This is a genomic window from Streptococcus sp. Marseille-Q7087, from assembly GCF_965111935.1.
The window spans coordinates 1,220,808-1,232,953 of record NZ_CBCOPJ010000001.1; the positions used below are offsets into that span (position 1 = coordinate 1,220,808).

General features: G+C 40.1%; 12 protein-coding genes. 5 read left to right on the forward strand and 7 right to left on the reverse strand.

Annotation, left to right across the window (positions count from 1 at the left end):
• Positions 1–9: 9 nt before the first annotated feature.
• Both ACWPVF_RS06405 and ACWPVF_RS06410 read right to left on the reverse strand, forming a co-directional pair.
• Positions 10–1,233, reverse strand: coding sequence for an FtsW/RodA/SpoVE family cell cycle protein (locus ACWPVF_RS06405; RefSeq protein ID WP_045615456.1), 1,224 nt, complete (start codon positions 1,231–1,233; stop codon positions 10–12).
• Positions 1,234–1,265: 32 nt separating this feature from the next.
• Positions 1,266–3,716, reverse strand: coding sequence for a bifunctional DnaQ family exonuclease/ATP-dependent helicase (locus ACWPVF_RS06410; RefSeq protein ID WP_454385247.1), 2,451 nt, complete (start codon positions 3,714–3,716; stop codon positions 1,266–1,268).
• Between the two features lie 121 nt (positions 3,717–3,837).
• Here ACWPVF_RS06410 and ACWPVF_RS06415 point away from each other — a divergent pair, with 121 nt between their 5' ends.
• Positions 3,838–4,023 carry a hypothetical protein gene (locus ACWPVF_RS06415; protein ID WP_006149832.1) on the forward strand — a complete coding sequence of 62 codons (186 nt, stop codon included), beginning with the start codon at positions 3,838–3,840 and terminating at the stop codon, positions 4,021–4,023.
• 23 nt (positions 4,024–4,046) lie between these two features.
• Here ACWPVF_RS06415 and ACWPVF_RS06420 read toward each other — a convergent pair whose 3' ends face one another.
• The 5 genes from ACWPVF_RS06420 to ACWPVF_RS06440 all read right to left on the reverse strand — a co-directional run bounded on the left by ACWPVF_RS06420 (position 4,047) and on the right by ACWPVF_RS06440 (position 8,254).
• The gene (locus tag ACWPVF_RS06420; RefSeq protein WP_454385249.1) at positions 4,047–4,895 is read right to left on the reverse strand and encodes an NAD(P)H-hydrate dehydratase; all 849 of its coding nucleotides are present in this window, start codon (positions 4,893–4,895) and stop codon (positions 4,047–4,049) included.
• A gap of 3 nt (positions 4,896–4,898) precedes the next feature.
• A complete protein-coding gene (locus tag ACWPVF_RS06425) occupies positions 4,899–5,723 on the reverse strand; it encodes a phosphate ABC transporter ATPase (RefSeq protein WP_454385251.1) in 825 nt (274 codons plus the stop codon).
• A 119-nt stretch (positions 5,724–5,842) separates the two neighbouring features.
• Complete coding sequence (locus ACWPVF_RS06430) at positions 5,843–6,700, reverse strand: bifunctional methylenetetrahydrofolate dehydrogenase/methenyltetrahydrofolate cyclohydrolase (protein WP_454385253.1); 858 nt, start codon at positions 6,698–6,700, stop codon at positions 5,843–5,845.
• A gap of 136 nt (positions 6,701–6,836) precedes the next feature.
• Entirely contained in the window at positions 6,837–7,571 is a 735-nt protein-coding gene (locus ACWPVF_RS06435; protein ID WP_454385255.1) for an amino acid ABC transporter ATP-binding protein, read from the reverse strand.
• A complete protein-coding gene (locus ACWPVF_RS06440; RefSeq protein WP_045615436.1) occupies positions 7,571–8,254 on the reverse strand; it encodes an amino acid ABC transporter permease in 684 nt (227 codons plus the stop codon). The genes ACWPVF_RS06435 and ACWPVF_RS06440 overlap by 1 nt, the downstream gene beginning before the upstream one ends.
• A gap of 205 nt (positions 8,255–8,459) precedes the next feature.
• On the opposite strand from ACWPVF_RS06440, the gene ACWPVF_RS06445 reads away from it, so the two are divergent.
• The 4 genes from ACWPVF_RS06445 to ACWPVF_RS06460 all read left to right on the forward strand — a co-directional run bounded on the left by ACWPVF_RS06445 (position 8,460) and on the right by ACWPVF_RS06460 (position 12,082).
• The gene (locus ACWPVF_RS06445; RefSeq protein WP_004253825.1) at positions 8,460–8,690 is read left to right on the forward strand and encodes a DUF1797 family protein; all 231 of its coding nucleotides are present in this window, start codon (positions 8,460–8,462) and stop codon (positions 8,688–8,690) included.
• Positions 8,691–8,930: 240 nt separating this feature from the next.
• On the forward strand, positions 8,931–11,180 hold the full coding sequence (locus ACWPVF_RS06450; protein ID WP_454385257.1) for an AAA family ATPase: 2,250 nt from the start codon (positions 8,931–8,933) through the stop codon (positions 11,178–11,180).
• 89 nt (positions 11,181–11,269) lie between these two features.
• On the forward strand, positions 11,270–11,719 hold the full coding sequence (locus tag ACWPVF_RS06455; protein ID WP_454385259.1) for an NUDIX hydrolase: 450 nt from the start codon (positions 11,270–11,272) through the stop codon (positions 11,717–11,719).
• Between the two features lie 63 nt (positions 11,720–11,782).
• On the forward strand, positions 11,783–12,082 hold the full coding sequence (locus ACWPVF_RS06460) for a DUF1827 family protein (RefSeq protein WP_178894750.1): 300 nt from the start codon (positions 11,783–11,785) through the stop codon (positions 12,080–12,082).
• Positions 12,083–12,146 lie beyond the last annotated feature (64 nt).

Below are 12,146 nucleotides of genomic sequence, written 5' to 3' on the forward strand. Positions count from 1 at the left end.
GTGACCTCCTTATTTTACTTTTTTTAGGACAACCTTTTTACGTTTAAATTTTGTTCGACCACTCTTTTCATCAGCTAGGTGTGTTTGGTAGCTCATCGATAAAAGAAGACCAACACCGATGAGATTACTGATAATGGCTGATCCCCCTTGGGAAATAAAAGGCAAAGGGATCCCTGTTAGAGGAAGGAGTCCTGTTACCGCACCGATATTCTCAAAGATGTGAAACAAGAGCATCATGATAAATCCAGTTGAGATATAGGTGTAAAATTGATTGTTAGATTTGAGAGTAATCTTTAACATGCGATAGATGAGGAGCAGATAGAGTGCAATCACTACTACTGAACCAATAAAACCAAAATCTTCAGCGATAACTGTGAAGATCATGTCACTCTCACGGACTGGAATGAGGAGATTGGACACGTTAAAGCCTTGACCAAATACTCCACCACTACCGATGGCAATTTGACCTTGAGCCTGTTGATAGGTAGTTGTTTGAGCATAATCAAAGGGATTGAGCCAAGCCAAGATACGGTTAATCTGATAAGTCGGCATACCAAGTTGGTGCAGAAAGGCACGCCCATCCTTTGTAATGAAGATGGCTAAAAATCCTGTAATGGCTGACACAACTGTTACAAAGACTGGAATGATAATCTTCCAAGAAACACCTGACAACAAGACAAGACCTGCAAAGATCGCAACAAAAACCATTGCCGTTCCAAGGTCACTTTGTAAGGCTAGTAACACTAAAACTGGAATCGTGAAAACGATCATCCAAAGAATCAAAAGGAAATCTAAACCGATGGTCCGTGCTTTGTCCTTGTATTTTTTAGTGAAGGTTACAATCACATAAGCCAGCATCAAGATGTAAGATATCTTCATGAATTCGGAAGGTTGAAAAAGCGTATAACCACCGATTGATACCCAGTTTTTTGCACCTGTTGCAGCTACCAAACTTGGATTATAGAAGATCAAGGGTAAGACCATCAAGGCTAGACCAAGACCATATAGATAGGGGGTGGACTGCCATAAAAATTTTGTGTTAAAAAACATGACTACAAAACTGAAGATAATCCCTAGGGCTATCCATGCCAGTTGTTGTCCAAGTATAGGCCAAACATTTTTTGGGTAATCATGACTAACTGCTATATAAATCGCTACAACTCCAATTACCAATAAACAAAACACTGGTAATATTAAACTATAATCGACCCTAGAGTCGAATGAACGTTTCATAACGGCCTCCTTCATTCTTTCTGGTATTCATTTCATTGTTTCTTTAAAAAATCTTGAACGTTGACAAATACTTGCTCTCGGCTAATGTTCCTTACTCGACTAGTGCGAGACAAGGCCTTGCTGATTTGTTTGCCATATCGTTTACTTGACATACGGCTGTCTAAAATCAAAACTGCGGAGCGTTGACCAACTCGGCGCATGGTCCTACCTATCGCTTGCTTGAGACGAATAATCGCCATAGGAAGTTGGTAATCATAAAAAGGATTTTTCCCTTCAAGACGGAGTTCTTGATTCATCTTTTTGGCAAATGGATCCTCTGGATTTTGGAAAGGCAAACGTGTCACCACTTCAATCACCCGAGGATGTCTGGAAAAATCGACACCTTCCCAGAAACTCCCTGCTCCAAGTAAGAGCTCACGCTCTCCTTTTTCAAAGCGTTTTTTCAATTGAGCTGGTTCCCCATGCTTATATTGGGCTAAATGGGGAATTCTTAAAGTATCAGATACCTGCAGCAATAAATCTTTTGCAGTAAATAAGACTAAAATCGGTTCTTCAAGGTAGGACAAATCTTCTAGAACTTCCACAACTGCTTGTGCATACTCCTCAAGCGAAACTTCAGTCACCAATGGAAAATCATTCACCAACAAAATTTCCTGATTTTCCTGAAACTGTTCATCTAGGTAATAAATGGTTGCTTGCGGGAATCCTAACAATTCTGGCAAAGAAACTCTGCTACTAATTTCTAGGGTTGCAGAGATTCCGAGAAGCTGGCAGGATTCTGGAAATATCTGAGAAAATAGCAAACGCTGATCGCGACTAGAAGTAATCTCGATTTTTTTACTAGAGAGTTCGGAAACTGATAACCAAAATTCTCCCTCAGATGCAAAAAACTTCTGATAATCTTTAAATTCTGGTAAATTCAGCTCAGAAAAATCTTGTCGGAGTTTGTCAATGCTACTAGCTGGACACATCTTCCGTTTACCAGATAGAAACTGATCAAGTAGGTAAGAAACTTCAAAACGAATACTCTCTAGCAAGCGTCTTTGAAGCATACCTTCTTCCCTCGATAGAGCTTGGTCTAATTGTTCTAGCAAATCTGTAAGCAAATAAGATTTTCGAGAAAGATTTTCCAAGGTCAGCAAGATTTTCTGGGCTTCATCCAAAATCAAGAGACGTCCCTCTAAAAGACTCGGATCATCTTCAAGTCGAGTAACGAGGTAAGCATGATTGGTCACTAGCAACTTACAAGAACGCGCTTTTTCCTGACCACGTCTCCAAAAATCCTCTAACCAAAAGAGAGAATCTTTATGAAGATTTCCATCATGCACCAAGTTTGGTAAAAATTGCTGGTAGCGATAAAGTTGACCAATTTCGTCTAAGTCTCCAGTTTCCGTTTCAGTCAGCCAAACTAGGAGTTGCATCTTGAAACGCGTATACAAACGATTGGACTCTTCTTCCTCTAGTGCTGCATGAAAAGCATCCAACTTCAGGTAATTCTGTGGTCCTTTGAGACTATGAATAGAGATATGGAAAATCTCTTCGAGTTTTTTAGCCTCCTCATGCATTACCTGATTTTGAAGGATTTTAGTTGGAACACTAAGTAGGATCCCACTTTCATTCTCAAGAGACAAGGCTGGCAAGAGATAGCCATAGGTTTTTCCAATCCCAGTTTGAGCCTGAATAAAAGAAGTGTCTTCCCCTTGCAAGCACTCTTGAACCTTTTGTGCGAAGCGTTCTTGCAAGTTTCTCTCCTCCAACCCTAGCAAGGCAATATTGGTTTGGAAATCTTTAGACAGTTTTCGTGGAGAAAGGGCTGATTTTTCTTTTCTTAAAAATAGACCTTGCACCTCTACCAAGTCATGTTCAACTAAGAGAGACTGTTTCTGATAAACTTCCTCGATGACCATGTATGATTCGTACAATAAGCTATCAGACAGACTTAATAAGCGCTCCAACAAACCTTTTGGAAGTTGAAACATCTTTTGTCTCATACAAAGAAAGAGTTCTGCAGTTGCTTGGGCGTCAGAAAGGGCTGTATGAGCTTGCTCAAGTGGAATCCCCAACTCTTGGCAAAGAATTCCAAGATTATACTTTTCAAGTTGAGGATAAAAGACTTGAGCTAATTCAACCGTATCGATACGAGGCGTGCGCAATTCATAACCTTCAAAAAATAAGAATTCTGCCAACAAATTGGCATCGAACTGAACATTGTGCGCAACAAAAATACCGTCTTTGACCAACTCAAAAATCTTTCCAGCTACCTGGGAAAACTCTGGAGCCTTTGCTAAACGCTTATCAGTCAATCCCGTTAATTCTTTGATATGAGAATCCAAGGGTTCATGTGGATTGACATCAGTGGCATATTGCTCAACAATCTCACCATCTTCAATGACTACAATTCCCACTTGGATGATTTTTGCCTTGCTTCCGGTACTTGTTGCTTCTAAATCTACAACCACATACCGATCATTTCTAAAATTCATCACTAAAAATTATATCAAAATTTACATCATTTGACACCCATGAACTTTATTTGAAGAGTCAAGTTTCTTGCAAGATTTGAACAAAAATGATTGAATAAAATGGTAGAAAAGGAGGAAATTCATGAACCCATTGGATTTATTTAATCAAGTAAAAGAACTCGTCGAGAAAAAAGATTTTTCTGCAGCAAAAACATTTGTTGAAGAAAACAAGGATCAACTAGGGGACTACCTTAGCCAAGCGCAAGCATTGGTTTCAGGTTCAGAAGGGCTTGACGGTCTTGTAGATAAGGTCAAAGGCCTCTTCTAATAGTCAAAAGACACCTGAAAAAATCAGGTGTCTTTTTGTATTTTCTTCATGAATGCAGGAATATGTTGACTAATCGTGGTTGGCAGAACTACATAATTGTTCTCAGCTAGTTCTTGGGCAATTGCTGAATGCAGATATGTCGCTACTGTCACTCTTTCATAGAGACTAACTTGTGGGAATTGGCCTGCAAAGCCAGCAATCACCCCAGCCAGAGTATCCCCCATGCCCCCAGTCGCCTGATAGGGACCGCCAACCGATAGTTGGTAATAATCAGCTTGCCCTTGTTGCCAAATCTTGGTCTGGGGACCCTTTTGGACCAGAATACTCGCTGGAGGAAGTTGGGACAGAGACTGCCTTGTTGCTTCTTCCCCTTGGTCTTCGATTGCTAGCCTGGACATGGCCTCCCATTCTTTTTGATGAGGGGTAAAGACTAATTGAGCTTGAGGGAGAGGCAAAGCTAAACGGGTATAGAGACTAATGGCTCCACCATCTAGAATGAGCACTTGATGAGGTTGAACCCTTTCAAAAACTAGCTCTACAAGGTGCGCTCCTAGCTCATTGTCCTTGAGACCCGGCCCCAACAAAATAACCCCTGCTTTTGCGATTTGCTCAGTCAATAATTCTTGGTCCGTCACAGCAAATGCCATGGCTTCAGGTAGCTGATTATGGAGGGCAGGGATATTCTCGCGATCTGTCGCAACCGTGACAAGGCCCGCTCCACTATGAACCGCTGCGAGGGCTGCCATAATAATCGCACCCCCATAGGGGTAAGTCCCCCCTATCAAGAGCAGACGCCCATAGTCTCCCTTATGACTAGAACGAGGACGATCGATGATCACTTTTTTTAGTAGAGCTTGATTAATGTCTTTCATACACTACTCCTTCAACTTATCCGTACCATGTAGTACTTGATTAACCTTAGTATTCCAAGCCTGTAACCCTTCTCCCTCATAGTCTAGGTAAATCACTTTATCTTGTAATTGACAAGGAATCAAACCTTCAAAACAAGCCTTATTTTTTGAAGGAATAACACACAAATGAAGAAAGGTATCCAAATCTAAACTGTCTCTTACCTTCGCAACATGATAGCCATCAAACATATAACCTGGTGCTTGAATTAATTCTTCATACAGAAAATGAAAACTAACGCCAGGAATGAACATTTCTTGCAATTCCTCCTCAGACGGTGCCCGTCCTAACAAACGCTCCATAGCGAGTCGATAACCCGAAGTCGTATTAGACCATCCGAACATAATATAGTCAAAATAGTCTGCTGGATCAGAAGCTGCATTACGACTATCTGTAACTAACTCAGCCCCACTTTTACCAAATACTTTTACCGCCGACATGAGTTTTCCAATCTGAAAAATAGCCTGAGCCACCTCAACTGTACAAGTATGACTACAATAATTTGAAGTAACCAACTTCCTATGGATATCATAGGTAGAAGCTACAAGCCAATGACTTGGCCTGTACGGAGGAAAATAGCTATGCTCTTGCAAGTAATCATGAATTTGTATATTTAATTCATGATTCTCACATTCCACAATGGTCTGACGATGATGGTCCTGTTCGTAAGCAATAAACTTTGCTAGCTTCTCCAATTCCCATTCTTTAATCTGAGGATAGTTTTCAAGAGCAAATTGATATATCCCGTCCCACTGGAGACTAAAATCTGCATTACAAACTTTTACAATCATCTAATCACCTCTACTTCATTATACTACAAAATAATAGAAAGAAGCTTCAATTAAAAAAGTATTTTCACAGCAAATAAAAAGTCGAGATATTACTATCTCAACTATTTTTCATAGTATACTTAGTCTTTATCCAGCGTTCTTAAAGCAGCTTGATAGGTCTGCTCCATTAGCATGGTAATGGTCATAGGTCCTACTCCACCAGGTACAGGTGTGATATGGCTAGCGACTGGTGCAACAGCATCGTAGTCAACATCTCCACAGAGCTTGCCATTTTCATCTCGGTTCATCCCCACATCAATGACAACTGCTCCAGGTTTGACAAAATCAGCAGTCACGAACTTAGCACGGCCGATTGCTACTACAAGAATGTCGGCTTTAGAAGCTACTTGGGCTAGATTGTGGGTGCGAGAGTGGGTCAAGGTTACAGTTGCATTTTTAGCCAAAAGCAACTGGGCCATTGGTTTACCAACGATATTTGAACGACCAATAACGACTGCATTTTTACCTTCTAAGTCAATCCCATACTCATGAAACATCTCCATAATCCCTGCTGGAGTTGAAGGAATCATCACTGGATGACCAGACCAAAGACGCCCCATGTTGAGCGGATGAAAACCATCTACATCTTTTTCAGGGTCAATAGCCAATAAAACAGCTTCATCATCGATATGTTTTGGCAATGGCAACTGGACCAAAATCCCATGCCAAGATGGATCTTGGTTGTATTTGGCAATCAACCCCAACAATTCCTCTTGAGTAATGGTCTCCGGAACACGTACAACTTCACTTTGGAAGCCCGCTGCGATAGCTGAACGTTCCTTGTTACGAACGTAAACCTGGCTAGCAGGATTGTCCCCAACCAAAATAACCACCAAACCAGGAACCAAGCCTGTCTCTTCCTTTAGTTTGGCTGTTTTTTCAGCCAGTTGTCCTTGTAGCTTGGCTGCTAAAGCCTTCCCATCAATAATCTGTGTCATGTATTTCTCTTTTCTAACAAATATCCTCTATTATAACAAAAAATCGCTCGACCTTCTAACACTTCTTACCTAAGATACCCTATAGTCTGAAACTATAAGAAAAAGCCCTCTTGGAGCTTTTCTAATAAACGATATTTTACAAAACCTTACTCAAGAAATCCTTGGTTCTTTGTTCTTGTGTTTGGTCAAAAATTTGCTCAGGTGTTCCATCCTCGACAACTACACCGTCAGCCATAAAAATAACACGGTCTGCTACTTCACGCGCAAAGCCCATCTCATGTGTTACGATGACCATGGTCATACCTGACTTAGCAAGTTCTTGCATAACCGCTAGTACTTCCCCTACCATCTCAGGGTCTAGAGCAGAAGTTGGTTCATCAAATAGTAAAACATCTGGTTCCATAGCTAGACCACGCGCGATAGCGATACGCTGTTGTTGCCCACCCGACAAGCTTTGTGGATAGGCATTTGCCTTATCTGGTAAACCAACCTTTTCCAAGAGCTCATGCGCTCTCTTTTCAGCCACTTCCTTACTTTCTCCCTTAGTCTTAATCGGAGAAAGTGTAATGTTTTCCATAACTGACATATTTGGGAAGAGATTGAATTGTTGGAAAACCATTCCCATCTTTTCACGCATAGCAAAAAGGTCATTTTTCTTATCCGTAATGTCTACACCTTCAAAGATAACCTTTCCTTTTGTAGCCTCTTCGAGGAGATTCATCGAGCGAAGAAGGGTTGACTTACCGCTACCAGAAGGGCCGATAATGACCACTACTTCCCCTTTTTTGATTTCAAGATCAATTCCTTTTAAAACTTCATTTTTTCCAAAGTTTTTATGAAGGTTTTCAATTTTTATTAGTGTTTCAGTCATTATTTCTTATCTCCTTGTCCCATACGATTTTCAAAAGCTTTCAAGGCTAGTGTCAAGATAGATGTCATAATCAAGTAGTAAAAGGCTGCGAATAGAAGTGGAGTTAAAGGCAGGTAAGTGGTTGTTGATACTGTAGTAGCTCCATTCCACAACTCCATAACCCCGATAGCTGACAAGAGCGAGCTATCTTTGATAATAGTGATAAACTCATTTCCTAAAGAAGGCAAGATATTTTTGATAGCCTGTGGCAAAATAACATAGCGCATAGCATTTTTAGGACGAATCCCTAGTGAATAGGCTGCTTCTAATTGTCCTTTTGGCACTGCATTAATCCCAGCACGAACAGTTTCTGATACATAGGCACCACTATTCATAGAGATAATGATAATCCCTGGGATCAAACGAGTAAGATCAACATCTAAAATCCCAATTTGAATCGTTGGAGCACTAATATGCATCAGGGCAAAGGCAATCATAATCTGCACCATCATCGGAGTCCCACGGAAGACCCAGATATATAGATTAGCAAACCAAGCAAGTGGCTTAATCTTTGAACGTTGCGCAAAGGCCAACAGTACCCCTAGAATGGTCCCCAAGAAGACCACCAAGATAGATATGATAATTGTTACAACGGCACCATAGTTAAAATACGGTAGATATTTCGGTAAAAAAGAAAAATTCATGGATACTCTACTTTCTGTTTTTAATATTTAAACTTAAAACTTGTATAAGGATAACATATTTTGCATAAAAATACAACGTTTTCTTCTAATATTTTCAATAAATTTTCAAAGACGAGAGAAATAGCGAGAAATCTTAGTTTTTTTCTAGTCAAGTAGAGTCTGTTTATGGTAAAATAGTAAAGATAAGAAATGGAGGAGAATCAAAATGGAATCACATTTGGTTAGAATCATCAATCGCTTAGAAGCAATGACTAAAGATGGTGGTAACTTGAAACGTAACTTTGAGCGCGAAGGAGTTGTTGTCGCAGAGGTTGCTTTTAACCACGACGAAGAAAACGGACCACTCTTTACACTTCGTGACGTTGAAGCTCGTGAAACATATACATTTGATAGCATCGACCTCATTGCGATGGAAATCTACGAACTTTTATACTAATAGTTGAATATGGGCTGGAGAATACTCCTGCTTTGACCAATGAAAATCCTTTTTGCATGACAAATGGGATTTTTATTTTTATCACTAAAGTCTAGTAAGAATTGCCTGGAATGTTTAATTGTAACAAGCAATCTTTTTGCTTGCTTTCCCCTTTAATCATGATATAATGAGACTAAAGAACTTTGACTATTTTTGACCTTTCTATTTTAGTCAAAGCCAAGAAAGAAACGAGGTAGAGGTATGCTCTGTCAAAATTGTAAAATCAATGACTCAACGATTCATCTTTACACTAATCTTAATGGGCAACAAAAGCAAATTGATCTTTGCCAAAATTGCTACAAAATTATCAAAACAGATCCTAACAATAGCTTATTCAAAGGCATTACGGATTTAAACAATCGCGATTTTGATCCATTTGGAGACTTCTTCAATGATTTAAACAACTTTAGACCTTCTTCTAATAATAATGTTCCTCCAACCCAGTCAGGTGGTGGATACGGTGGTAATGGGGGTTATGGTTCCCAAAAACGTGGACCAGCTCAAACACCTCCTCCTAGTCAAGAAAAAGGACTCTTGGATGAGTATGGTATCAATATAACTGAGATTGCCCGTCGTGGAAATGTCGACCCAGTTATCGGTCGTGATGAAGAAATCATCCGTGTCATTGAAATCCTCAACCGTAGAACTAAAAACAACCCAGTACTGATTGGGGAGCCTGGTGTTGGTAAGACAGCAGTTGTCGAAGGCTTAGCACAGAAAATTGTAGACGGTGATGTTCCCCACAAACTTCAAGGGAAAGAAGTCATCCGCCTAGATGTCGTGAGTCTTGTTCAAGGCACAGGAATTCGTGGACAGTTCGAAGAGCGCATGCAAAAACTCATGGAAGAAATTCGTGAGCGCAAAGATGTCATCCTCTTTATCGATGAAATTCACGAGATTGTCGGTGCTGGTTCTGCCGGAGATGGGAATATGGATGCAGGCAATATCCTCAAACCAGCCCTATCTCGTGGCGAACTTCAGTTAGTGGGTGCTACTACCCTCAATGAATACCGCATCATCGAAAAGGATGCAGCCCTTGAGCGCCGTATGCAACCTGTCAAAGTTGATGAACCAACTGTGGAAGAGACTATTATTATTCTTAAAGGTATTCAAAAGAAATACGAAGATTACCACCACGTTCATTATACTGACGGGGCTATCGAAGCGGCTGCTACTCTTTCTAACCGCTACATCCAAGATCGTTTCTTGCCAGATAAGGCAATTGACCTTCTAGATGAAGCTGGTTCTAAAATGAACTTAACCTTGAATTTTGTGGATCCCAAGGTCATCGACCAACGCTTAATCGAAGCGGAAAATCTCAAGGCTCAAGCTACTAGAGATGAAGATTTTGAAAAAGCAGCCTACTTCCGTGACCAGATTGCCAAATATAAGGAAATGCAAAAGACTAAGGTAACGGATCAGGATACTCCAATCATCAGTGAAAAGACGATTGAACACATCATTGAACAAAAAACTAATATTCCAGTTGGTGATTTGAAAGAAAAAGAACAGTCTCAACTGATCAACCTAGCAGATGACCTCAAGGCTCATGTTATCGGTCAAGACGATGCTGTTGATAAGATTGCTAAGGCTATCCGTCGTAACCGTGTTGGTCTAGGCACTCCAAACCGTCCAATTGGTAGCTTCCTCTTTGTTGGTCCTACTGGTGTTGGTAAAACAGAACTTTCTAAACAACTAGCTATTGAGCTTTTTGGTTCTGCTGATAGCATGATTCGCTTTGATATGAGTGAATACATGGAAAAACACAGTGTTGCTAAACTGGTCGGTGCTCCTCCAGGATACGTCGGTTATGATGAGGCTGGACAATTGACTGAAAAGGTTCGTCGTAACCCCTACTCACTGATCCTATTGGATGAAGTTGAAAAAGCCCATCCAGATGTCATGCATATGTTCCTTCAAGTCTTGGATGATGGTCGTTTAACGGATGGGCAAGGTCGTACCGTTAGCTTTAAAGACGCCATCATTATCATGACCTCAAATGCAGGTACAGGAAAAGCTGAAGCTAGCGTTGGATTTGGTGCTGCTAGAGAAGGTCGTACCAACTCTGTCCTTGGAGAATTAGGCAACTTCTTTAGTCCAGAATTCATGAACCGCTTTGATGGTATTATTGAATTTAAGGCTCTCAGCAAGGAAAATCTCCTTCAAATCGTTGACCTTATGTTGGATGATGTGAATAAACGTCTCTCAAGCAATAACATCCACTTAGATGTAACAGATAAGGTTAAGGAAAAACTTGTAGACCTTGGTTACGATCCAAAAATGGGAGCTCGCCCACTCCGTCGTACCATCCAAGACTATATCGAAGATGCCATTACAGACTACTACCTTGAAAATCCAAGTGAAAAAGACCTCAAGGCAGTCATGACAAGTAAAGGTAAAATCGTGATTAAGTCCAAAAATAAAACGGAAAAGGTCGAGTCAAACGACTAGTTCCTCATATACAAAAGAATGTTCTTGCTTGACAGTGAGAGCATTCTTTACTATTATAGAAAGAAAGCGCACTCACGAAGGAGAATGTTATGACAAATCCAACATTTGGAGAAAAAAAAGAGGGAGTAACCTACAAAAATAGATATGGCGTTTATGCAGTCATACCAGATGCAAACCATGAAAAGATTATCCTCGTACAAGCTCCAAATGGTGCATGGTTCTTACCTGGTGGGGAGATTGAAGCAGGCGAAAACCATCTCGAAGCTCTCAAACGAGAACTGATTGAAGAATTAGGATTTACTGCTGAAATTGGTACCTATTATGGACAAGCAGATGAATATTTCTATTCCAGCCATCGTGATACCTACTACTACAATCCAGCCTATCTCTACGAAGCTACTTCTTACCAAGAAATTCAAAAACCTCTCGAAGACTTCAATCATCTAGCTTGGTTCCCAATCGATGAAGCTATTACTAACTTAAAACGTGGAAGTCACAAATGGGCGATCGAAGCTTGGAAAAAACAACATCAAATTTAAACTATCTTTACCAAATTTCCCAAAAAGTGCTATAATAGACATAGAAATACAGGAGGAAACCCTATGAAGCTTATCAATACTACAAATTCACACTCGCAACTTGTTAAAAGTCAGCTAGAAAGCACTGACGCAACGCTTGTAGAGGTTTATTCTGCGGGAAATACAGATGTTATTTTTACTCAGGCTCCGCTTCATTACGAAATCCTCATTTCCAATAAACATCGTGCAATCCGTGAAAAAGAAATTGAGAAAATCCAAGAATTCTTTTTAAATCGTAAAATTGATAAACAAGCTGTTGATGAAGCAAATATCAAAACCCTCTATTCTGATAAATTGATTGAGATTTCAATCCCTACAAAATAGAATTAATCTACCCTACAGTTAAAACTGCGGGGTTTTTTAATCCCTTTTCTTATTTAAGTTCTTA